A 24,031-nucleotide genomic window follows, 5' to 3' on the forward strand; every position below is an offset into this window, starting at 1 on the left:
AAATACTACTGGATTATTACGATCCCAGAACTGGTTCCGAGTCTGTCGGCACCTGCTTTGATCAGTTCCAAGGCAAACTCTTTCGTCTTGATTCCGCCGGATGCTTTGACTTTAACACCAGGGCCTGCCCAATTTTTCAGGCTCTTGACGTCTTCAACTGTTGCGCCACCAAAATAACCGGTCGATGTTTTGATATAGTCTGCTCCGGCTTCCCGGACAATCTCAGCTGCTTTTTGTTTTTCGTCCTCGTTTAAAAGCCCGGTTTCAATAATTATTTTTATTTTTAGACCGCAGCCCTGTGCCGTCTGAACCATCAAATTCACATCACGCTGTACGGCCTTCCAATCGCCGGATTTGGCTTTGCCGATGCACATCACGGCATCAACTTCCCGCGCACCATGGGCTTTTGCTGCCAGAATCTCCTGCATCTTTATTTCGATAAACGCAGCTCCAAGTGGAAAACCTATGACCGTGCACGGTATGACACTCGTTCCGTGCAGCAGGCGTGCGGCGGTACAAATATACACGGGATTTACACAAACGGAAGCAAAACCGTGTTTGACAGCCTCATGGCAAAGATCGACGATATCCTTCTCCGTCGCTTCAGGTTTCAGAAGCGTATGGTCAATTCTTCCGGCGATATTCATAAGTCTACCTTCCCTTCAGCGTTCTTTTATACTTTCCGTATCGCTAATATGCTAAGATACCCTATTTTTTGTAAGCTTAATTTACCCCGCAGCATTTATTCTTTCAGGTCCTTCAGATTATATCCCAGATCCCTGAGCTGGTTATTCTGGTTGCGCCAGTCCTTCTTGACTTTGACCCAAAGTTCAAGGAATACCTTGCTGCCAAGCAGCGTTTCAATTTCTTCCCGGGCGAGCCTTCCGACTTCTTTTAAGACATTTCCTTCCTTGCCAATCACAATTCCTTTCTGGGAATCACGCTCGACAAGGATCACAGCCTCTATCTTAATCAGGGATTTTTTCTCTTCCATCTTATCGACCACGACCGCGACGGAGTGCGGGACTTCTTCTCTGGTCAGGTTCATCAGCTTTTCTCTGATCAGCTCTGCAACGACAAACTTCTCCGGCTGGTCAATGACGACATCATCCGGAAAATACATTGGACCAGGCAGAAGCGCTTCAAAAATCAGATCCATTAACTTTATGGTATTCTCGGACTGTAAAGCTGAAATTGGAACAATTTCTTTAAAATTTGCTATTTTGGCAAAGCCGGCTATTTTCTCCAGCAGCTGATCCTTGGAGATCAGGTCAATTTTATTTAAGGCCAAAATGCACGGGACTCCGCTGTCCTTAATGACCTGAAGCACGTATTCATCCCCCGATCCAAACGGTACAGAGGCATCGACCACGCATATCGCAAAATCGACGCCCTGCAAAGTGCTTTTGGCGGCCGCGACCATGTATTCACCCAGACGGTGCTTCGGTTTATGAATACCGGGCGTGTCAAAAAAGATGATCTGCCCGCGTTCTTCGGTAAGGATACACCGGATTCTGTTTCTGGTTGCCTGCGGCTTGTCGGATATAATCAGCACTTTCTGACCCAAAAGCGTATTCAGCAAGGTCGATTTCCCGGCATTGGGTCGTCCGATCACCGCAACAAAACCCGATCGAAAACCTTTTTTCTCTTGTTTATTCAAATGCTTTACCTTCCTTGTATCATAAAGTCTCGTATCATAAAATTGTGTATCCTAATCGTTATATTATCCTATAGCTGTATATCATGTGGTCTCTTACCTAAATGCTTTTTAAAAAGTCCGGCCCAAACGAATCAGGAAGAAGATCCTTCAAACGGGTTTTCCTGATTTCTCCGCTGCCATTGCTGAGCAAAACAAGGCAGTCCGAAGCAAACTCCCGGATCACCTGCCGGCAGGCACCACATGGAGGCGGCATCTCCTCGAGCGGAACTGCGACAGCAACCGCTTTGATCCGCCTTTCCCCCAAACCGATCCCATGGAACACAGCATTACGTTCCGCACAGACAGTCAGGCCATAGGAAGCATTCTCGACATTGACACCGGAAGTAATTCTTCCGGATTCCCAGAGAACGGCGGCTCCAACCTTGTAGCAAGAGTAAGGGGCATAAGCATCTTCACAAGCCTGATGCGCCTGGCGAATCAGCTCCGCAGCCTGGTTGATGTCCAAAACCTGTTCGTTCTTCATCTCATTCCGCCCCCGTCTTAGATAATAACAACGCTACGACTTGCAGACTTCCTTAAACAATCTTAAGATCAGTCTGAGGGCTACAGTTCCGCTGTGAGCGGAGCATGGAGTGCAAAGCGCGGCCTTTTGACGGCCACGAATGGCCTAATGTCGCGGTGCCATGGAGGGCAAGGAGCGACAAGTCAAGGATGGCGCAACAGCCGAAAAGCGGTATTTGTCCCACAGGTCTACTCTAAAAAATATAAGATCCGAATATAATGATCCCAATAACGACAGCCTGGATGGCGGCAACCAGTACGGCACCGGAAGCAACATCCTTGCCGAGGCCGGCAAGGGGATGGTACCCGGGTTCAGCCAAATCAATCGCGCTTTCCAGCGCGGTATTGAACAATTCCGCCACCAGAACGCTGCCAATGGCATAAATAATAAATAGCCAGTGAACGCCTGAAAGACGAAAGTAAGCGCTGGCTAAAACAACAACCGCAGCGACAGAAAAATGAAATCTGAGGTGTTTTTCTGTTCTCAGCGAGTAAGCAATCCCTTGCAAAGACCGTCTGCAGCTGCCAATAAAACCAGCAGGCTTATGGATATCCGGCATTATTCTTCCCCCTTGTCAGCGCAGCAGGCTCAGCTGATCCATAACCTGTTCCTCCAGACGCCTCATGACACTGGAATCCTCCTCACTGCCATGATCGTACCCCAGAAGGTGCAGTGTTCCGTGCACTGCCAGGTAAACAATCTCTCTGGCAAAGGAATGTCCATACGCAATGGCCTGAGAACGGGCTCTTTCGACAGAAATCACGATATCACCGAGAGTTGTATCGCAATAGCTCAAATCATCGTCATCCTCTTCGTACTCCTCAAAATTATCTGCTTCGTATTCGTCAAGGTCTTGATCTTCTTCGTCGATAATTTCTTCGAGAGAATACTCAACCCGTTCTTTCATATCTTTGTCCGACTGAGGACTAAAATAAATCTCTGGCTCCCCTTCCCCCTTTTCCCGAAGGGCAAAAGACAGGACGTCCGTAGGGCTGTCAATTCCGCGGTACGTCTTATTCAGGAGATGAATGGATTCATCATTGGTCAGGACAAGTCCGATCTCAGCGTCATCCTGGCCGCCTCCCTCAAGAAGCGCTTTCTGAATGCCCGTACGAAGCAGTTTTGCTATTTTATTTTGTTCATCTTCTGCAACAGAATCCTCTTCCCAACTGATATCTAGTTCCATTTTCTCAGAAAAGACCTGCCTTTAAAGAGCAAGTCTTTTTCTCCCCCCTATTCGTGAGAATTATTTTTTTCAGACGGCGAACCAGGCTCGCTGTCCTGCTTAGTCGGAGACTCATTCTCTTTTTGCGTTTTGGGTTCCTCCTGTTTCTGATCAGTGCCCGCTTCCTCTGCCACTTTGGTCTTGGCGGACGGTAATTCAGGGTACTCGATCCTTGAATGGAATATTCCGCTTAGAACCTTAACAAAAGCTATAGATATCTTATCCAGATCCTTAAAGGTTAAGTCACATTGATCAAGCAGGCCCTCATCAAATTTCTCCTTAATAATCTTACGCACCAATCCTTCAATTTTTCCCGGCGAACTGTCCTTCTGGGAACGAACGGCTGCTTCAACATTATCCGCCAGAAGAACCAGCGCCGCCTCTTTAGACTGGGGACGCTGCCCGTCATACCTGAAAGCTTCTTCCGAAATATCCGGATTCTCTTCCAGTGCTTTATGGTAAAAGAACGATGCCGTGCTGTCCCCGTGGTGCTGCGCAATAATATCTTGAATATTGGATGGAAGCTTATGCGCTTTGGCCATTTCTAGCCCGTCTTTGATATGGGAAATGATAATCAGCGAACTAAGCGTCGGGGCAATCTTCTCGTGGGGATTATCCTTGGAAAACTGGTTTTCTATAAAGAAGTATGGTCTTTTCAGCTTGCCGATATCATGATAGAGCGCGCCGACTCTGACCAGCACAGGGTCGGCTTTAATTTCCTCAGCGGCAGTTTCAGCAAGATTCCCGACCAGGACGCTGTGATGGTAGGTCCCTGGCGCTTCGATCAATAAGCTTTTCAATAGTGGCGCATTCGGGTTGGATAATTCCAACAGTCTTACAGCCGATGTAATGTTGAAGCCCTGTTCCAGCCAGGGCAAAATACCCATGGTAAGAACAGACGACAAAAATCCGTTGGCAACGCTCAGTATGCAGCCGATCAGCCAATCAGTTGGGCTGATCTGAAGAATCAAGGCAACACCGCTTACAAGGGCAATGTTTACCAAAGCCACAAACAATCCTGCCCTAGCCAGCTCAGAACGGCGGTCCAGTTTGGCAACACCCTGTATGCCGACAATACCGCTAAGCAAAGAAAATAAGGCTGCCAGCGAACCTGCTGCTCCCATATTCCCTGGATCTGCCATCATTCCGGTGAAAATAGCCAGAATGACGCCTACTAGAACTGCAATCTTAACGCCAAGTAGGAGTGTTACCGTCATCGTAACCCAGGCCGCAGGTATCAGGATAGCCGTCAAAGTATTTAATTCATTGTCCCCAAGACTGATCGCCATAAAGGCTTTACCCATGGCCAGTGCAACAATCATCAGAAGTCCGATCAGCACCATCCTTTGCCAGTGGGTAAACGTGTCTGGACTGAACTGGTAGGCGAACAAAATCAAAATGATCATTGAAACCAAGACAATAATTGCAATTCCGGAAGCCGGCTTCCACGGAGATTTTACTTTGATCAATCCATACGCCTGCAAGGCCTGATAAACCTGATCATCAACAATTTCCCCCGGTCCGATAATTTTTTCATTTTCTCGATAGGTCCGGATGGATGGTTTAACGTCGGAAATGGCAATATCCTGCATTTTCTTTGTCGCTTCTTTATCGATGGTCAGTGTCGGTTTGATCACACACTGCTCGATAAATTCATTTATAAGTTCTTTCATAGGTTCAGTCATGCTAGATTTATTGATCTGTTCAATCATTCGGTCCTGCAAGAGTGATACTTCTGCCTGAGATCTCGCTCCGCTTTCGGCATTGCTTGCTATCCCAAGGATGACAACTGAACCAGTTCCAGAGGCAGTTACAATCTCGTGATCAGACAAATTCAGCAGCGCTCCAAGCGTGCTGTCCAATAATTCGCTGAAAGGGACTCTCTTGCGGAGCTCGTCCATTTTTTCAGTAAGACTGTCCTTAGAATCTTTCTGATCCGCCAGAATCTCGAATGTCCGATCCAAATCTTTTGACAAGTTGGAGATTTGACCGTCATCGGCCATATAAACAGGTTCGACCGCATTCGCTGCTGCTTTCTGTTCCTCCTGGAACTTGGCAAGATCCGTCACTTTCTTTTCATAAGGTGCCGTAATCAATTCCGGACTGGGTTCACCGGATTCAATATTTAATTTAGACTGAAAAAGATCCGAGGCCAATATCGCGGTTAAAAGAATAAAGAACAGCAGAAATAATGCTATCTGGTATTTTGTCATAGCATTCTTGGTCTCTTTAGGCAAAAGCATTGTTTTCAATTTTTTATTCAAGTCCCATCAATCCTTACCGGACTGCTTGTCCTCTTTTATATCTTGCGCATCGTAAGCGTGAATAATGCTTTGTACAAGCGGGTTACGTACAATATCGTCCAAAGTAAAGTAATGGAAGGAAATATCTCCGATACCTTTCAGGATATGTTGTACTTCAATCAGCCCTGAATAATTACCGCGGGGAAGGTCAACCTGGGTAATGTCGCCGGTAACCACTGCTTTCGAGGCAAACCCGAGTCTGGTCAAAAACATTTTCATTTGCTCCGGGGATGTATTTTGGGCCTCATCCAGAATAATAAAGGAATCGTCTAGCGTACGCCCGCGCATATAGGCCAGCGGAGCAATCTCAATCGTACCTTTCTCAATATACCGCGCGGTCGTTTCCGGTCCAAGAAGATCATAGAGCGCATCATAGAGCGGCCTGAGGTACGGATTGACCTTCTCCTGCAAATCCCCGGGCAAAAAACCGAGTTTTTCTCCGGCTTCCACCGCAGGCCGGGTGAGAACAATCCTGTTCACTTCTTTGGCCCTCAGCGCCTTGACCGCCATGACCACCGCCAGATAGGTCTTTCCTGTGCCGGCGGGTCCGATGCCAAAGACGAGTGAATCCTTAGCAATGGCTTTAACATACTTGGCCTGTCCGAGCGTCTTGGGTTTGATCGGACGCCCCCTTTGCGTCGTCGCGATTATATGGGTGAGGTTTTGAGCCATATCCTTCGCGCTGCCCTCTTCCACCTGGGAAACAACATACGTTACATCTGCCAGGGTCAGTGTATTGCCTTTCTGAATTAAGTCCAGAAGCTGTTTGAGGACTGCTTCGGCAAGCTTGACCTGCTGTTCTTCGCCTGAAATCGTCATCTCTTCACTGCGAAAAACAATCTGACAGCCGAGACGTTCTTCCAGAAATCTTAAGTTGACGTCCTCGAGACCAAACAGGTTTAATGCTTCTTCTTTATCTTTCAGGTTGAGTTTTGATTCATTACGCAAATGTGAGTTCCTCCAAATGCAAAGATATTTGCTTATTTTTTATATACCGCTATATCTTCAAAGGTCTCAACTTCAACCCTGACATGTTCCGTTCCTTTTTGGGATGAAAGGATCCGGACCTTATCATGCAGTACTTTGACCCCTGAAGGCAGTTTTTGTTTCAATTCCTCCCTGGCCAGGGTCTCGGCAAGCTTCCTTGCTTCTGCTGCCGTACGGCTTACATGTACTTTTTGAGTTTCTTCATAATGTACTTTTAACAATTCGACAGGAAAACGCCAATTCCTCCAACTGGGCAATGCATATGTGCAGGTTTCTTGGATCGAATCGGAATAGGGGCTATCCTGATTCATTATCATTATTACACGATTATTTATTTTTATTCCCCAGCCATTGGTCCTATTTGCCGTCTTTTCCGTCCTATCCTCTTCCATGGGAATAATCTTATCCGCGCTGTACCAGACCCTTGCCCGGACAAACCCTTTGGCCGCCGGCGCATCGGTCGCGTTCTGTTTGGTTCTGTTCTGACCAGATACGTCAAAGCTGTATTCCGTCATTCCTCCTGCAGCCTTGATTAAAACCTGTCCGGCGGTAACCAGCTGTCCTTCAGCAATTAGCGCCTGCCCCTGAATGACGATGACATCTTCCACATAGCCTGTTTTGGCTGCCAGGAGATCTCCCCGGAATAAAACGGTTTGCGGCAGGGTTTTTTCGACAACTCTGATTTTAATATTCGTTCCGCGCTCTTCCATCGTCATCCAGACCAGGTCAGGCATGCTCTCCTGAACTTGTTTGCTCATCTGATCGAGGTCAAGGGAACTTTTCAGCACCCATTTATTTAAGCCGGCTTTCCCGGCTTCGGCAATAATCTGATCCGCCGACACCCTGCTGTTTCCTTCCACACTTATAGAAAGCACATACTGAGAAAGAACCGTGAGTGCTGCAATGATGATAAAAACACCAAAAATCAGACCCTTGCGTTTTTGCCAGCGTAGCGCTACAAACGGAAATCCGTACCTGTTCCGGATATTGATTTTGATTCCTGCTTTTTTGGCTGCCTTACGCAAACGCCTGAAATCTGCAGCATTGATTTCGGCCAAAAAGCTATCCGTCAATTTTTTTCCATTATAAAATTCAATCCTGTCTTTAAGCGCCTCATTAATAAATCCGGCTAAATTCTTACCCTGCGCTTGAATGGTTACCCTTCCGTGCAGGTACCTGCCAAATTTTCCGAACACCTTCAGCCCTCCCCAAAGCCTAGTCCGGTTAACCGGCCGCGGATATTGATCTCATGATCCTGCACAGTGGTAAGGATGAATTTATCTCCGTTAAGACAGAGTTTACCCTCGGAAGTTTGCAAAGTAATCTCCTGATCCGAAAATCCGACCACTTCATCAAAATATTCTATGATGATCTCACTGCGTCCGATAATGGTTATTTTAGGTCCGTTATTCAGGACATCCGTCGGAAATTCCAGGATCTCACCAGCATGTTTTTGAAGCCTTTTCAGCACGCTTACCACTCCCTTCATAGCATGTCTATGCATCAGGAGCAGAGAATAGTCCAAGCAGTTCGCGGGAAACCCAGAGGAACAAAGGAGAGCAAAGAAAAATAAAAGAGCAGATTCTCGCTCACTTTTAATATGATAGCTTAAAATTTAACGCCAATTAAAACAAAAAAACTGCCGCTTATGTTTTAGCGGCAGTTTTTCACTACTCTTTTTTAGGAACCCAGGAGTCCTCTCACGACTTGATTCACAAGCTTCCCTTCGGCTCTTCCTTTTATCTTCGGCGTAATAATTCCCATGACTTTCCCCAGATCTTTGGGGCCTTGGGCACCGGTTTCAGCGATGATTTCTTTAGCTATTTCGCGGATTTCCCCTTCAGTGAGCTGCTGAGGTAAGTATTCCATTAGGATGGCGACTTCCTCTTCGAGCTCCTGAACTTTGTCGGGCCTGTTCGCGTTGGCAAACTGTTCCATCGCATCCCGCCGCATTTTTAACTCGCGGGCAAGAACCTCGATAACCTGATTATCATCGTTGAACTCCATTTTCTTGTCTATCTCAGCGTATTTGATGGCAGCCCGTACCATTCGGATAACAGAAAGTCTAACCTTCCCCTCCTCTTTGGCCTTCATAGCTGTCTTCATATCCTCAATCAGACGATCCTTCAGGGACAATTGGAGCCAACTCCCTTATTTGAATTTACGTTTCCGCGCAGCCTCAGATTTCTTTTTTCTCTTAACGCTTGGCTTCTCGTAATGCTCGTGTTTGCGAGCTTCCGATAATACCCCCGAACGTTGACAATTTCGCTTGAACCGGCGGAGTGCGGAATCCAGGGATTCATTTTTACCGACTCTGACTTCACTCATTTTTTATCCCTCCCTCCACTGGTAAATGATACGAAATAATTATAAAGGATGAATATGGACACGTCAAGCTGGAAGGAGCCTGCTTTTTTGGCATATCAAAACACAACTCAGTCCTAATCTGACGGTTTTTCCAAAAGATGTTTAGCCGATTTTCTTGCCCAGCGGCTTGCCGCCGATCAGATGATAGTGCAGATGTCCGACTTCCTGACCTCCGTCAGGTCCGCAGTTCACAACAATCCTGTAGCCCGATTCCGCGACCCCGAATTCTGCTGCAAGCTGCTTGATCAGGACAAAAATCCTGCCGGTCACAGCCATGTCATCTTCTGTCAAATCATTCAGACTGGTTAAGTGCTTTTTCGGAATAACCAGAATGTGAACAGGCGCCACGGGGTTAATATCCTTAAAGCACAGGATATCTTCGTTTTCAAAGACGATTGCTGAAGGAATTTCCTTGTTCACGATTTTGCAAAAAATACAATTGTCCACGAACCGAACCTCCAATTTTGTATCCTTAATACCTTATCAACTCTAAACCTACATGTTCCTACTGGTTAGATTAATGTCCTTTGCTTCCGGGTTATTCGCTTTTTGCAATCACTGTCTTACTGAGAATTTGTTGGTCGCATTGCTCCAGCGTATCTGCAAAAGGAGTCAAAATATACAAAAAGACTGTACTGTCAAACTCCTTAAAATATCTTGCATAAATTCTTGCACGGGATTTAATCAGCGGGAAATCCTCCAGACTGGTTTTTTTGAGCGGATTACCGTACTGAATGTAAGCCCGGCGGCTGCCCTCATATTTGTGGGCCGGACTGTTTACCAAGATGATTGCATCGATTTGTTCCCAGCCTTCATAACCTGCATACGTAACCCCGCTCTTAACCTCGGAAGAAAGAACATTCATTTTCTGCTGCTTGGCAGGGCATCCCAGGCCGTCCAGGACCAGCTTCTTATAATCATATTTCGCTACAGCCATTATTTCGTTGTTATTCAGCTTCCCATCCGCCGAAAAACCATACTTGCTTTGCCCGGAGTTGTCCTTGATCAGATATCCGCCATAAAAGCTCGCATAATAAGGCGAGTCATCCTTGTAAAGCGTGGACGAACCGTAATTCCAGCTGAACGCGCCAAAATTATAGAGTATCGACAGGGAAAGGTCTCTTCCGGTGTACTGCGAAAAACCTTTATTATCGTTAAATACCATGACAAATGGGTACCAGTCTTTTTCTTCCGTACTGGAACCGCCCGGGATCTGAACAGAGACTTGCTGTTTATCCATTAGGCTCTTGGAATTTTCATATTTGGTGTAAGCCCACATCACCGCATAGCTTCGGACTTGTGCGTACAATGGTGCTTTTAATAATAATACACCCAGCGCAATGACTACAATTAAAACAATAATAAGGGGCTTCTTCCAATTCCCGATCTTCTTCATTGTGGCTCCTTGTATTTAGAGGATTATTTGTTAATTATTATATTATAAAATATTAGAAGATTAAACACCATTTGACAAATTGTGCTTTATTCAGCTTCATTGATTTCCCTGCTAGCAGCGTTTCCCGGGACAGAAACCAGATCCTCCTCACGGACAGTATAAGTGATGAGATCGCTCTCAGCCAGGCTGAACGGAATTCGAAGTTCCAGATAATTTCGGGTATGTCCGCGGGCTCTTCCGTCTTGATCCACATTCTCCAAAAGTACTTCAAGCTGTTTTCCAATAAATTTTCTCTCGTATTTTCTTCGGCTCTTTTCACCGATCTGAATCAGTTCCCTGACCCTGGCTGTTTTGATACGGTTGGGTATCTGCTCCGGCATATCCGCCGCGGGTGTACCGGGCCTCCGGGAATAAGGGAAAACATGAATACCGGAAAATTCGCAGCTCTCAATAAAACGCAGGCCGTCCTGATAATCCTGATCTGTTTCTCCGGGAAAGCCGACCATAATATCGGTGGCGATTGCCACGTCTGGAACTCTGGCCCTTATCTGCTTCAGCAAAGCAGCATAATCCTCTATCGTATAAGGTCTGTTCATTTTTCCCAGGATCTTGTTGGAACCGCTCTGAAGCGGAATATGGAAATGGGGGCAAACTGCTGCATTGGCAGCAATAACCTCCAGTAATTCCAGCGAAAACTCCATCGGTTCAATCGAGCCAAGCCGGAGTCTCTTCATCCCCGGTAGTTTCACCAGCTCACTGACCAGAAGTCCCAGATTCATATTCTTATCGGCAAAGTCCCTGCCAAAGGCGCCGATATGAATACCGGTCAGTACAATTTCCTTGTATCCTGCCTTCAGAAGTTCCCTGGCCTCCCGGTAGATATTTTCAGGATCACGGCTACGTGACGGCCCCCTGGTATAGGGTACGATGCAGTATGTACAAAACTGGCTGCAGCCATCCTGAATCTTCAGCATGGCCCGTGTCCGGCTCTCACTTTTGATCAGCGGAAGCTCCTCATATTTCACGCTTTCTTCAAAACTTTTGACCTTTCGGAGAGGTCTTAAAGATTCGGCTGCCTTCTTTGCTGAAGCACCGGCAGCACGTTCGTCCTGAATATCGCGTAAAAACTGAAGCAGGGAACTCCGGTCCTGAGTTCCCATGATCAGACCAACTCCATCGATCCCTGCAACCTCATCAGGACTTAGCTGGGCATAGCAGCCCATGACAGCGATGATCGCACCCGGATGATCCTTGACCATCTTACGGATGAGCTTGCGGGATTTCATGCTCCCTGTACCGGTTACGGTGCAAGTATTAATAATGATCACGTCGGCAGAATCGGCCTCCTGGACGGTCTTATAACCTTCACCGGCCAGCAGCTGAGAAAGTGCTTCGCTTTCAGTCTGGTTGACCTTGCAGCCAAGCGTCAGAAAACTTACCTTCAAGCCTTCTGCGTTTTTCATGTTTTCGGTTATCATCTGCTTATCTTCTTTATTCATACGCTTGGCTTCTTTTCCTCTTAACAAATACAACATCCATCAAATAACTGCCCGAATAGAAAATATAAAAATTCTTCTGGCTTATGAACTAACATAAATGACCATATGATCAAAGCATCTATCCAAGATCGCCGAAGTAAGCGAGAGCCATTACAAGGGCTGCCAGAGCTGCCGTCTCTGTCCGCAGAATACGCGGTCCCAAAGAGACACTCCTGGCCTGAAGTTTTTCCTCGGCCCAGGCCACCTCTTCCGGCGCAAAGCCCCCTTCAGCCCCGATAAGCACGGCAATCGGGTATCTGGGTTCATATCCCTGAAGCACTTCCCTTAAGGAGTGCGTCTTTTCATCTTCATAAGGAATCAGCCACTGCGTCTCTACCGGCAGCAGTCCCTTCAGTTGCGTCCAATCGGCAACTTCCATAATTTCCGGTTCGATAACCCGGTGAGATTGTTTCACAGCCTCAGCCGCGATTCTTTGCCAACGGACCACCCTGTCCCGTGCTTTAGCTCCTTCCAGTTGCAGGACAGACCGTTTCGTCCTTAAAGGGATAAGTCCGGCCATTCCGAGCTCAGTCCCTTTTTGGATGACCCACTCCATCTTTTCTCCCTTGGCCAGTCCCATGACAAGGTATACCCTTGCCTTTGCTTCCACGTCAGGGAATTCCTCTTCAACAATTCTGCAGCAGGCTGAGTCCCTGGCTAGTTCTTCAATGACCCCGACCCACTGACCGCCGGAATTATCAAAGCCCATGACTTTTGCGCCGCATTCAAGCCGCACCACATGAGTCAGGTGATGAAGTTCTTCTCCGGTTATGTTAAAAGTGTCCTTTTCGCGGGACGAGATTTTAAAACGGTGCATAGGATTCCCTCTCTCGATACACTCAAGTAAACGTAGCTTTCAGCAGTACCCAGCCTGCATCTTCAAGCCTTCCAATACAGCGGAGGCCTGCCGCATTCATTTTTTCCAGAACATTGTTTTCCCGGGTATCAATGATGCCGGAAGCAAGAAGGATACCCTCCGGTTTCATCAGCTGAGGCAGGGAAGGCAGGAGTTCAATGATTATATCCGCGATGATATTAGCGATGACGACATCAGCTTTCCCCGTAAAGACCTCACCGAGGTTTCCCGTTTCAACCTTAATTTTATCTTCCATGTGATTCAGCGCTGCATTTTGCCGCGCAATCCGCACAGCCAGGGAGTCAATGTCTCCGGCCTGGACGTTTGCCCCGAGCTTGGCGGCCGCCACAGCCAGGATCCCGGAGCCGGTGCCAATATCAAAGACGTCCGAACCTTCCTGAATATAGTCTTCCAGCGCCTCCAGGCAGAGAGCGGTTGTCGGATGGGTACCCGTCCCAAAAGCCATCCCGGGATCAATCTCAATGATGACCACCTGATCCTGCGCGTCCGCCTGTTCCCAGGTCGGTTTGATCAGGAAGCGTTTGCCGATTCGGACTGGTTTAAAGTATTGCTTCCATTCATTCTCCCAGTCTTCTTCCTTAACCATCACGGAATTCGTCTCCACCATCCAGTCCGGAAATAATTCCTTGAAAAGCAGAAGTTCTTCCCGTAAGGAGGCGATCCTGGGACTTAAGCTTTCATCCTCCGGAAAATAACCCTTGACCACACACTTTCCCGTTACTTCTAAATCCGCATAGATGTGATAATCCCAGATCCCGGATTCAACATACCCTTTAATCAGCTCAGGCGATTCGACAACCACACCCTTGCTGCCTATCCGATAAAAAAGATCGGTAACAGCCTCCTCTCCCTCAGATGATACTGTTACCGCTATCTCAGTCCAATTCATTGCAAACTCCCTTTTCTCAGATCTTATTCACCGTTAAACTGCAATTAACCGATAGCATCCCGGACATTATCCTTCACCTTGTCCCAAAGCGATTTTTTGCCAAGCTGCTGACCTTCGGTCGTTATTTTTCCAAATTCGCTGAGCAGCTCTTTCTGACGTTCCGTGAGTTTGGTAGGCGTTGCTACAATCACCCTGACATGCTGGTCACCGCACCCGCTGCCCCTCCGGTAAGGAACACCCATTCCTTTGACTCTGAAGACTTTCGATGTCTGGGTTCCTTCGGGTATCTTTATTTTGACATCTCCGTGAAGGGTAGGCACGTCGATTTCATCACCCAGGGCGGCCTGAACAAAAGTGATCGGAATTTCAACGTAGATATCATTGCCGTTTCTCTGGAAGAATTCATCCTTCTTAACGAGCAGAACAACATATAGGTCTCCGGACGGTCCTCCTCTTTCTCCAGCCTCGCCATAACCGCTGTAACGCAGACTTAATCCATCCTCAGTGCCTGCCGGGATATTGACTTCGATCTTTTTAACTTCTTTCACTTTACCCTTGCCGTTGCATTTGCTGCACGGAGAGCTGATCATTGTCCCTTTTCCGCCACAAGCAACACAAGTCTTGGTCGTAGCGATCTGCCCGAACGGCGTACGCTGAGTTGCCCTGATTTGCCCAGTACCGCCGCATTGTGAACATGTGGTCGGATTCGTGCCGGGAGCCGCGCCGCTTCCTCCGCACTCGGTACAGTATACTGAGATCGGAACTTCGATCTGCTTCTTCATGCCAAAGGCAGCTTCATGCAGCGTGATGGACAGATCATATCTCAAATCGGCGCCTTTCACCGGGCCTTTTCTTCTGGAACCTCCGCCCATACCACCGCCGAAAAACATTTCAAAAACATCTCCAAGGCCGAAATCAGCAAAATCAGAGAAATCGCCAAATCCTCCAAAGCCCTGTCCGTTAAAGTCCACCCCGGAGTGGCCATATTGGTCATATTTTGCTTTCTTATCCGGATCGCTCAATACCGCATAAGCCTCGGTAGCTTCCTTAAAGCGTTCTTCCGCTTGCTTATCTCCCGGTTTGACATCGGGATGGTTTTCCTTTGCTATCTTCCTGTAAGCTTTTTTAATTTCATCCACGCTGGAAGATTTGCTGACACCCAGAACTTCATGGTAGTCGCGTTTCATAATTTAAGCCGAAACTCCTCCCTAAATATCAATACAAGACGCATAAGACATAAATAAGACCTGCATTCCTCCGAATGCCGAAGCAGGTCCAAAGATACTGCTGCACCCTTAGACCCTTTTGATTACCTATAGACTCTTTCTAATGTATCATTATACTACCATTATCATTAATATGTTAAGATTCAAGGCGCGTTGTACCGGTATTTAGCTTTGAGGCTAAATACCGGTACTTTTTGTGTTTCAACATCGTTATTATCTGCAGACTCTTCATGATTAATCGATTAAATAAATGATCTGATTAATACTGATTCTGTTTATTTATCCTTGTCCACTTCGGTATATTCAGCATCGACAACATTGTCATCTTCCTTGCCGGCTCCGGTATCCTGCTGTCCTGGATTTGGTCCTGCGTCAGGTCCCTGCGAACCTGCACCGGGTGCTCCCTGCTGTTGATACATTTTTTCCACAAACGGATAGAGGATTTTGGTCAGCGCTTCCGATTTTGCATTAATTTCCTGGACATTATCGCTGCCGGCCGTGGCTCTGAGTTCTTCAGCAGCCTTCTTGACCGCATCCCGCTCGGTGGCGTCGCCTTTGCCTTCAAAGTCCTTCAGGGTCTTTTCAGCCTGGTATGCCAGTGAATCTGCTTGATTTCTGGCATCAATCAATTCTCTGGCCTGTTTGTCTTTCTCAGCATTGGCCTCGGCATCCTGACGCATCTTTTCAATTTCGTCTTTGCTTAAGCCGGTTGAAGCCGTGATGGTTACTTTCTGTTCGTTACCGGTTGCCATATCTTTCGCCGAAACGTGTACAATACCGTTTACGTCAATATCAAATTTGACTTCGATCTGCGGCACACCTCTTGGGGCAGGCGGAATTCCGGTAAGCTGGAAGCGGCCGAGTGTCTTATTGTAAGCAGCCATCTCGCGCTCACCCTGAAGCACATGGATATCTACCGAAGTCTGGCTGTCGGCTGCAGTCGAGAAGACTTGAGATTTGGTGGTCGGAATGGTCGTGTTCCGGTCAATGATCCTGGTGAATACACCGCCCAGGGTCTCAATCCCGAGGGAAAGCGGGGCAACGTCAACCAGAACAATATCTTTCATTTCACCGGCCAGAACCCCGCCCTGGATAGCCGCGCCGAGCGCAACGACTTCATCCGGGTTAACACCTTTATGTGGTTCCTTGCCACTAATTCTCTTAATGGCTTCCTGGACTGCAGGGATTCTGCTAGATCCCCCGACAAGAATCACCTGATCGATTTCGTTGAAGGAAAGTTTGGCATCTTCCATCGCTTGACGGGTAGGTCCCATTGTTTTTTCGATCAAATCTGCTACAAGCTCTTCAAATTTGGCGCGGGTGATATTCATATCCAGATGAAGCGGCCCTTCAGCAGACATTGTGATAAACGGCAGGTTAATATTAGTCTGGGCAACGCCGGAAAGCTCAATTTTGGCTTTTTCAGCAGCTTCCTTCAGACGCTGCAGGGCCATCCGGTCTTTGGCAAGATCAACACCGTTGCTCTTTTTAAATTCGGCAACAATGTAATCCATTAAACGCTGGTCAAAGTCGTCACCGCCGAGAAGGTTGTTCCCATTTGTCGCTTTAACTTCGACCATTCCCTGACTCAGTTCGAGGATCGAGACGTCAAATGTTCCGCCGCCAAGGTCGTAAACGAGTACGGTCTGGTCATGTTCTTTGTCAAGTCCATAAGCCAGTGCTGCTGCAGTAGGTTCGTTGATAATACGCAGAACTTCAAGACCGGCGATCGTGCCGGCATCTTTGGTAGCCTGACGCTGGGCGTCGGTAAAATACGCCGGAACGGTGATGACAGCCTGAGTGACTGAAGACCCCAGATAAGCTTCCGCATCAGCTTTGAGCTTCTGCAGGATCATTGCAGATACTTCCTGCGGTGTATAGGATTTATCCATCAAAGTCACTTTATAGTTAGTGCCCATATGACGCTTAATTGAACTAACCGTGTTGTCCGGATTGGAAACAGCCTGGCGTTTAGCCACCTGACCTACCAGTTTCTCGCCGTTCTTGGAGAAGCCGACGACTGAAGGTGTAATACGTGCTCCTTCAGGATTAGGGATTACAACAGGTTCACCACCTTCAAGTACTGCAACACAAGAGTTGGTGGTTCCTAAGTCAATACCAATTACTTTACCCATTTGATTTCCTCCTTGCAAATTCTCATATCGTATTTTTCGTTTCTTTCAACTCATATACTCTTTGATCAGACTGAGATTTAGCTTAATACTATCAGCCTGAAACTTTGACCCGGCTAGGCCTGATCACTTTATCCTTCAGATAATATCCCTTTTGAAGTTCTTCCAGAATCATATTCTCCGGCTGGTCGGATTCTTCTTTCAGCAGGGCTTCGTGGAGATTCGGATCAAATTCCTGGCCGACGGTTTCAATGATTCTGAGCCCCTCATCTTCCAGAACTTTCACAAACATTCTTTCGATCATTTCCACACCCTGGGATAATGCTTCAAAATCTTTGTTTTTTCGACTGGAAGCAATCGCTCTTTCAAAATTATCCAGGACCGGCAGCAGGGACTGAATGACCCTTTCCGAAGCATATCGGGCAGTGTCTTCTTTTTCCTTCTGAGTTCTTTTGCGGAAATTGTCAAATTCAGCTTTCAGTCTTTGCATCTGGGCATAATAGTCTTCCGCTTTGAACTTATGCTCTTCAATTTCCTCACGCAGGCGCTGCAAATGATCGACAGGATCAATCTCCTCAGTCAGGCATTCTTCATTCTCCTGCCCAATGTTCTGGTTTTCTTTATCTTCCTGAGCGTTTGCAGACGCTTGATTTGTTTTTTCTTTGTTCACGCAGTTGCCTCCCTTCTTGATCTAAGTCCGGGTCCTCCGGTGCCTCTCTGTCAGCAATTCGGTCAAGCTGTTTGTCATATAATCTACAATCGCAATCGCTTTGCCGTAATCCATTCTGGTCGGACCCAAAACTCCCACTGAACCAATCTGTTTCCCGTTAATCTGGTAGGTTGCAGATATGATACTGCAATTTTTAAATACCTGATCAGCATTTTCCGCTCCGATCATGATACTTAATCCCTTTTGATCATGACTTAGAAGCTCCTTCAGCTTATTGTTCTCCTCAAATACGGAAAAGAGACTTCGAACTTTATTGATATCCCTGAATTCAGGCTGATCAAGCATATTTAATGTCCCGCCAAGGTAGACCCGTTCTTCGGACTCTCCATCCTTATCATCAAACATTCTTTCCAAAATACCCATCATTCCATCAATAATGCGGCGTTTTCTGGAAAGCTCGCTGTATATTTCGTTGATCAGGCCTTTTTTCAAATCCTGTACCCTGGTTCCGCTCATTTTCTGGTTGAAAATATTCGCCAGAATCTGAAGTTCCTCCGGGCTTGTATCCGAACCGATATCGACAATATTATTCTCTACCGAACCATTCTCTTTCACGGTCACCATGATGGCCTTCCCCTGCTCGTAGGGGAGAAAATACAAATTCTTTAGAATACCGTTTCGGCTTTTTGGTCCAAGTACAATACTGGTCAGGTTCGTCACCTGGGAAATAAGCTTTCCGGTGTATTCGATGACTTCCTGCACTTCGCTGAGTCTGCTGGTGATCTCCTGGTTGATATTTTTCTTTTCATCATGGTTCAGGCTCAAAGGGTCCATCAGATAATCGACATAATAGCGATAGCCTGAGTCGGAAGGAATCCTTCCTGCAGATGTATGGGGCTGTTCAATAAGTCCCAACTCTTCGAGATCTGCCATCTCATTGCGGATCGTCGCCGGAGACACCCCCAGCTCAAACTTTTTGGAAACGGTTCTGGAACCGACAGGCTCCGCGGTGGCAATATAATCCTGCACAATCGCTTTTAAAATCTTGTGTTTTCTTTCATCCATTTCCATCAAAGTGCCACCTCCGATTGATTTGTTAGCACTCTACTAAGGTGAGTGCTAATCATCTGAACATAATTTAGCATGATGGTAAAATAATGTCAAGAGGAATAATCATCGAATCGTGTACAATGTAGCTGCAATTCAGCTTAGATCATCGTTAAATTTAGCTACAAAATGAAATCCACCAGAACCGCATTGAGCACGAAAAAGCAGGCAGGGTTAATTTTCAACCTGCCTTCGGCAAGTCGGAAAATATCTCTATCAATATAGTTTTGCAAAATTTGTCCATAAATATCCTGAATTTCCGTTTGAAATTTTGCAGAAAATTCTGCGGTGTCGATTCCATCTGCCGTACGCAGCCCCAGCATCATAAATTCAGAGATCTGCTGCTCTCTGGTCAGTACTTCGGTTGCCGAAGGGTCCAAAGGTCTTTGTCCAGATTCCAATATCCGGGTATAACCGGCAATATCCTCTGGATTCCTGGTTCTAACGTTGTTCAGACATGAGACTGCCCCCGGTCCAAGACCTATATAATCCTGCCCTCGCCAATAAGACCGGTTATGTTTGCATTCAAAACCGGGCCTCGCAAAGTTGGAAACTTCATAGCGGCCATAGCCGCAGCTTTGAAGATAAGAAACCGCCCATTCGTACATATCGGCCTGCAAGTCGTCATCCGGCAGACGATCCAGGCGATTCCGGCTGTTCAAGCCATCCAAGGTTTCCTTGCAGTCCGGACTGCCTGCCTGACTGTATGCATATTCTTTATGCAGCGGGGTATCTTCCTCAAGCGTAAGTGCATAGAGTGAAAGGTGTTCAGGCGACAATGCGATGGCCTGGCGAAGCGTATCCTGCCAATCTCCCATTCTCTGTCCCGGAAGTCCAAAAATCAGGTCAAGGTTCAGGTTATCTATCCCCGATTGTCTGATAAGGGTGACGCTCCTGTGAATATCCTCCACGGTATGGATTCTGTCGATGCTTTTCAGCAGACGGTCATCAAAGCTCTGAGCGCCGAGCGATATCCGGTTGATCCCGTACGTCCGGCAGAGCATCAATTTCTCCCGGTCAAGTGTGCCGGGATTACACTCAATTGTTTTTTCTAGGACCTGACCGGTCCTGGAAGTATGGATACGGGGATCCCTTATCGGATCAGATAGTTCTGTCGAGTCTGTCCGGCTCAGGGCCTTAAAATAATACCGGTAAATCAGATTCAGCAGCTGATCAAGCTGACTGGCATTCAGAACTGTGGGCGTTCCGCCCCCAATAAAAAGAGAAGAAACCCCCTGGGAGGCTTCCTTAGCTCGCAACTCAAGCTCCCGCTCCAGTCCGCGCAAATAGACGAAGACCAAATCGGAGGCCGGGTCTGATAATAACATATGGTCAGCCCCATCTACGCTACCGAATATTTTACTGTCTGCGATAATGGGAGCAGTATAAGGTACCGAATAGAATGCGCAGTAGGAACATTTTTTTACACAAAACGGAACATGAACATATAAAGAAGTCATACGAATCACCTAATACAGCGATTTTTAATATTTACGTTCCCAAGCTGCAGACTAAGTCACCGTAATGGATGTCCAGCGCCAAGCGGAGCACAGCGCAGGAGGTGCTGCCTTGGGTCTAACCCGAGCAAAGTAAAATTAATCGTCCATCTTGAGCACTGCCATGAAAGCATCCTGGGGTATTTCCACACTGCCGACTTGTTTCATGCGTTTCTTGCCTTCTTTTTGCTTTTCCAGCAGTTTGCGTTTCCGGGAAATGTCACCACCGTAGCATTTGGCCAGAACATCTTTGCGCATAGCCCGGATATTCTCCCTGGCAATGACCTTGGCACCGATCACGGCCTGAACAGGTATCTCAAACATCTGCCGCGGAATCAGGCTGCGCAGCTTTTCAACAAGTTTGCGTCCACGAGAATATGCTTTGTCTTTATGGACAATGAAGGAGAGTGCATCAACAATTTCAGCGTTCAGCATGATATCGAGTTTCACAAGATCCGCTTCCTTGTATCCGATCAGTTCATAGTCCAGAGACGCATACCCTTTGGTCCGGGATTTAAGCTGATCAAAATAATCATATACAATTTCGCTTAACGGAAGCTCATAATAGAGACTTACGCGCGAAGCGGTGATGTAATCCATGTTCAGGAACGTACCCCTTTTCTCCTGGTTCAGTTCCATGATGGTGCCTACGTACTCGGAGGGTACCATAATCGTAGCCTTGACCACAGGCTCTTCAATCGATTCGATCTTTCCTTCAGGCGGCAGAAGCGCAGGGTTATCGATAAAGACCTGTTCCTTGGCTGTGGTATTTACTTTATAAACAACGCTCGGTGCGGTCGTAATAATACTGAGGCCAAATTCCCTCTCGAGTCTCTCCTGGATAATTTCCATGTGCAGGAGACCCAGGAAACCACAGCGAAAACCAAAACCCAGCGCTGCGGACGTTTCATTTTCATACATTAAACTCGCATCATTCAACTGAAGTTTCTCCAGCGCATCCTTCAGCCTGTCAAAGTCGGAAGTTTCAACCGGATAAAGGCCGCAAAAAACCATCGATACCGCTTTGCGGTAGCCCGACAGCGGTTCCGCCGCCGCATGGTCGTTATCCGTCACGGTATCCCCGACCCGGGTATCCCCGACATTCTTGATACTGCCCGCGATATAGCCAACCTGGCCTGCCCTCAGCTCATCGACAATCGTCATTCCTGGGGTAAAAACACCAACTTCGGTGATTTCAAACATTTTTCCGGTGGACATCATCCTGATGTTCGTTCCTTTGGAGACTTTACCGTCAAATAATCGAATATAAGGGATCGCACCTTTGTAGGAATCAAACTTTGAGTCAAAAATCAATGACTTTAAAGGTTCTTCATCATCACCCTTAGGCGGAGGAATCCTCTTGACAATGGCTTCCAGGATCTCTTCGACCCCAATCCCCACTTTGGCCGATGCGAGGATCGCCTCACTCGCGTCAATCCCAATCACATCTTCAATCTCCTGTTTGACTCTGTCAGGTTCTGCGCTTGGCAGATCTATTTTATTAATAACCGGAATGATCTCCAGATCATTTTCCAATGCAAGATAGACGTTGGCAAGAGTCTGCGCCTCAATACCCTGGGCCGCATCGACCACCAACAAAGCCCCTTCGCAGGCAGCCAGACTCCGGGAAACTTCGTAAGAAAAGTCAACATGTCCGGGAGTATCGATCAGATTCAGCTCATAGACCTCTCCGTTTTTTGCCTTGTAGCGCAAACGAACTGCCTGCAATTTGATGGTAATACCACGCTCCCGTTCCAAATCCATGGAGTCGAGAACCTGCTCCTTGAGTTCCCGGGTGGACATGGTTCCGGTATACTCAATCAGCCGATCGGCAAGAGTAGATTTGCCGTGATCGATATGGGCAATGATCGAAAAATTTCTGATTTTAGATGAAGCGTTTGCCATGGATATTCTTCTCTCCCCGAATATAATGCCAGCATATCATTATACCAAACTACCGCCTTGAAAAGCAAGGCGGCTCCGGAATGCCGGGGGGACAGGGGGAGTCCTTTTGCCCCCCAGCCCTCCTTATTTGCGTCGTTTGATCAGCATCTCGATGGCCATTTGGTACTCTTCCATCTTCAGCAGACGGGCAACTATAAAAAACACGAGCATGCCTACGAGTGCTCCGCTGATTAAAACAATCGTCGAGCCCATTTTGCCAATTCCGACCCAAAGGGTCAGCAGATTCGCCCAAATCATGACGACAGCTGCCATGGCCAAAGCGGCTGCCAGTGTTTTACTAAACACGGCTGCGATTCTGCGCCCGTCAATTTTGCCGAGTTTGCGGCGCAGTACGATAAACAGCAGGAGCATCTGCATAATGGCTCCGAGGGTTACAGCCAGGGCCAAGCCGCCGCAAGCCAAAGGCCCGACTAAAATGTACATCCAGATTATGCTGGCAGCCATGGCGATAAGACCAAGAATAACCGGAATCCAGGTGTTCTGCATCGCATAAAAAGCACGCGGCAGAATCTGAATAATAGCCTGAGCAGTGATCCCTAGCGAAAAATACAGCAGCGGCACAGCCATGATATCCGTATCCCCTGCACTGAATTCACCATGCTGGAACAGAACCCGAATCAAAGGGAAGCGCAGGACGACCATCCCAATGGATATCGGAACCGTAATAAAGATAATCAGACGAATTGCACTCGAGATCGTCTCCAGAAAGTCTTTGGCCTTTTTCAGAGTAGCCTGCTCTGTTAAGGTCGGAAAAACAGCGACACCGATGGCCAGCGCGAAGATGCCGACCGGGACCTGGAAAAGACGGTAAGAGTACCAGACCGCAGTCAAGCTTCCCGGATCAAGAGCAGAACCGAGGTTGGAATTCACAATGACCTGGAATTGATTCAAGGTGTACATGATAATCATCGGGACAGCCAAGACCATGATCTTCCGGACCCCGGGATGTTTCAAATCGATCATTGGATAGTAGCGGAAGCCAACCCTGTGCAGGGAAGGGACCTGGACAAGAAAATTTACCGTAGCGCCGATCACGACCCCAAACGCAAAACCGGAGATACTCCGGGCCTCACCGGAATTAGCAAAAAGCGCCCCAAATAGGATGACGCTGGCATTGTAAAGGACCGTCCCCAGCGCGGACGGCCAAAATATTTTGTACGAGTTCAGGATACCCATCGTAATCCCGCTCAAAGCCAGAATGACCGGCTGCAGCAGTAAGATACGGGTAAGATAGATGGTAAGTTCCTTATTCGCCGGACTGAATCCAGGTACCTGCATCTCAATAAACTTCGGAGTCAGCAGCATGCCTGCGATAACCAGGATACAGAGCAGAAGAAATGTCGCATTGGTTACCGAGCTGACGACTTTCCATCCTTCTTTTTCCTTTTCTTTGGCAATATATTCGGATAGGACAGGGATAAAGGCAGCACTCAACACCCCTCCGACCAACAGCCAGTAGAGCAGGTCCGGAAGAATAAAAGCCGTATTATATGCATCTGTAGCCGCCGTTTTCCCAAACAGGCCTGCCATCAGGGATTCCCTGACAAAACCGAGAAGCCTGGAAACAAGGTTGGCAGCCATCATGAAGCCTGCCGCTTTCATCATTTTTTGATTGTTTGTCATAATGATGC

Annotated in this window: 23 protein-coding genes; all 23 read right to left on the reverse strand. The window is 47.4% G+C overall.

Features of this window, described 5'->3' with window-relative positions; translation table 11 throughout:
• Positions 1 to 5 precede the first annotated feature (5 nt).
• The gene (gene deoC, locus AB3489_RS12470; protein WP_368293157.1) at positions 6 to 647 is read right to left on the reverse strand and encodes a deoxyribose-phosphate aldolase; all 642 of its coding nucleotides are present in this window, start codon (positions 645 to 647) and stop codon (positions 6 to 8) included.
• A gap of 95 nt (positions 648 to 742) precedes the next feature.
• Positions 743 to 1,660, reverse strand: a complete 918-nt coding sequence (era, locus tag AB3489_RS12475) for a GTPase Era (protein ID WP_368293158.1) — start codon at positions 1,658 to 1,660, stop codon at positions 743 to 745.
• A gap of 97 nt (positions 1,661 to 1,757) precedes the next feature.
• Positions 1,758 to 2,183, reverse strand: coding sequence for a cytidine deaminase (locus tag AB3489_RS12480; protein WP_368293159.1), 426 nt, complete (start codon positions 2,181 to 2,183; stop codon positions 1,758 to 1,760).
• Positions 2,184 to 2,415: 232 nt separating this feature from the next.
• A complete protein-coding gene (locus AB3489_RS12485) occupies positions 2,416 to 2,781 on the reverse strand; it encodes a diacylglycerol kinase family protein (protein ID WP_368293160.1) in 366 nt (121 codons plus the stop codon).
• Between the two features lie 15 nt (positions 2,782 to 2,796).
• Positions 2,797 to 3,408: an rRNA maturation RNase YbeY gene (gene ybeY / locus AB3489_RS12490; protein WP_368293161.1), complete on the reverse strand. Its 612-nt coding sequence runs from the start codon at positions 3,406 to 3,408 to the stop codon at positions 2,797 to 2,799.
• A gap of 47 nt (positions 3,409 to 3,455) precedes the next feature.
• The gene (locus AB3489_RS12495; RefSeq protein WP_368293162.1) at positions 3,456 to 5,711 is read right to left on the reverse strand and encodes an HD family phosphohydrolase; all 2,256 of its coding nucleotides are present in this window, start codon (positions 5,709 to 5,711) and stop codon (positions 3,456 to 3,458) included.
• Between the two features lie 6 nt (positions 5,712 to 5,717).
• The gene (locus tag AB3489_RS12500) at positions 5,718 to 6,698 is read right to left on the reverse strand and encodes a PhoH family protein (protein ID WP_368293163.1); all 981 of its coding nucleotides are present in this window, start codon (positions 6,696 to 6,698) and stop codon (positions 5,718 to 5,720) included.
• Between the two features lie 32 nt (positions 6,699 to 6,730).
• Positions 6,731 to 7,933, reverse strand: coding sequence for a sporulation protein YqfD (gene yqfD, locus AB3489_RS12505; protein ID WP_368293164.1), 1,203 nt, complete (start codon positions 7,931 to 7,933; stop codon positions 6,731 to 6,733).
• A gap of 2 nt (positions 7,934 to 7,935) precedes the next feature.
• Positions 7,936 to 8,208 (reverse strand): YabP/YqfC family sporulation protein, encoded by a 273-nt coding sequence (locus AB3489_RS12510; protein ID WP_368293165.1) that lies wholly within the window; start codon positions 8,206 to 8,208, stop codon positions 7,936 to 7,938.
• A 209-nt stretch (positions 8,209 to 8,417) separates the two neighbouring features.
• Complete coding sequence (locus AB3489_RS12515) at positions 8,418 to 8,873, reverse strand: GatB/YqeY domain-containing protein (RefSeq protein WP_015044590.1); 456 nt, start codon at positions 8,871 to 8,873, stop codon at positions 8,418 to 8,420.
• Positions 8,874 to 8,888: 15 nt separating this feature from the next.
• Positions 8,889 to 9,065: a 30S ribosomal protein S21 gene (gene rpsU, locus AB3489_RS12520; RefSeq protein ID WP_015044591.1), complete on the reverse strand. Its 177-nt coding sequence runs from the start codon at positions 9,063 to 9,065 to the stop codon at positions 8,889 to 8,891.
• A gap of 141 nt (positions 9,066 to 9,206) precedes the next feature.
• Positions 9,207 to 9,551, reverse strand: a complete 345-nt coding sequence (locus AB3489_RS12525) for a histidine triad nucleotide-binding protein (protein WP_368293166.1) — start codon at positions 9,549 to 9,551, stop codon at positions 9,207 to 9,209.
• 91 nt (positions 9,552 to 9,642) lie between these two features.
• Positions 9,643 to 10,500, reverse strand: coding sequence for a hypothetical protein (locus AB3489_RS12530; protein ID WP_368293167.1), 858 nt, complete (start codon positions 10,498 to 10,500; stop codon positions 9,643 to 9,645).
• A gap of 86 nt (positions 10,501 to 10,586) precedes the next feature.
• Positions 10,587 to 11,999, reverse strand: coding sequence for a tRNA (N(6)-L-threonylcarbamoyladenosine(37)-C(2))-methylthiotransferase MtaB (gene mtaB / locus AB3489_RS12535; protein ID WP_368293168.1), 1,413 nt, complete (start codon positions 11,997 to 11,999; stop codon positions 10,587 to 10,589).
• A 118-nt stretch (positions 12,000 to 12,117) separates the two neighbouring features.
• Positions 12,118 to 12,855, reverse strand: coding sequence for a 16S rRNA (uracil(1498)-N(3))-methyltransferase (locus AB3489_RS12540; RefSeq protein ID WP_368293169.1), 738 nt, complete (start codon positions 12,853 to 12,855; stop codon positions 12,118 to 12,120).
• 22 nt (positions 12,856 to 12,877) lie between these two features.
• Positions 12,878 to 13,804: a 50S ribosomal protein L11 methyltransferase gene (gene prmA, locus AB3489_RS12545; RefSeq protein WP_368293170.1), complete on the reverse strand. Its 927-nt coding sequence runs from the start codon at positions 13,802 to 13,804 to the stop codon at positions 12,878 to 12,880.
• Between the two features lie 44 nt (positions 13,805 to 13,848).
• Complete coding sequence (gene dnaJ / locus AB3489_RS12550) at positions 13,849 to 14,991, reverse strand: molecular chaperone DnaJ (protein ID WP_368293171.1); 1,143 nt, start codon at positions 14,989 to 14,991, stop codon at positions 13,849 to 13,851.
• 314 nt (positions 14,992 to 15,305) lie between these two features.
• Positions 15,306 to 17,165, reverse strand: coding sequence for a molecular chaperone DnaK (dnaK, locus tag AB3489_RS12555; protein WP_368293172.1), 1,860 nt, complete (start codon positions 17,163 to 17,165; stop codon positions 15,306 to 15,308).
• Between the two features lie 91 nt (positions 17,166 to 17,256).
• On the reverse strand, positions 17,257 to 17,832 hold the full coding sequence (gene grpE / locus AB3489_RS12560) for a nucleotide exchange factor GrpE (RefSeq protein ID WP_019226584.1): 576 nt from the start codon (positions 17,830 to 17,832) through the stop codon (positions 17,257 to 17,259).
• A gap of 21 nt (positions 17,833 to 17,853) precedes the next feature.
• A complete protein-coding gene (hrcA, locus tag AB3489_RS12565; protein ID WP_019226583.1) occupies positions 17,854 to 18,903 on the reverse strand; it encodes a heat-inducible transcriptional repressor HrcA in 1,050 nt (349 codons plus the stop codon).
• A 158-nt stretch (positions 18,904 to 19,061) separates the two neighbouring features.
• Positions 19,062 to 20,399: a radical SAM family heme chaperone HemW gene (gene hemW, locus AB3489_RS12570; protein ID WP_368293173.1), complete on the reverse strand. Its 1,338-nt coding sequence runs from the start codon at positions 20,397 to 20,399 to the stop codon at positions 19,062 to 19,064.
• A 135-nt stretch (positions 20,400 to 20,534) separates the two neighbouring features.
• Positions 20,535 to 22,340 carry a translation elongation factor 4 gene (lepA, locus tag AB3489_RS12575; protein ID WP_368293174.1) on the reverse strand — a complete coding sequence of 602 codons (1,806 nt, stop codon included), beginning with the start codon at positions 22,338 to 22,340 and terminating at the stop codon, positions 20,535 to 20,537.
• A 123-nt stretch (positions 22,341 to 22,463) separates the two neighbouring features.
• A complete protein-coding gene (murJ, locus tag AB3489_RS12580) occupies positions 22,464 to 24,023 on the reverse strand; it encodes a murein biosynthesis integral membrane protein MurJ (RefSeq protein ID WP_368293175.1) in 1,560 nt (519 codons plus the stop codon).
• Positions 24,024 to 24,031 lie beyond the last annotated feature (8 nt).

Source organism: Dehalobacter sp. TBBPA1, from assembly GCF_040931655.1.
Lineage (GTDB): Bacteria > Bacillota > Desulfitobacteriia > Desulfitobacteriales > Syntrophobotulaceae > Dehalobacter > Dehalobacter restrictus.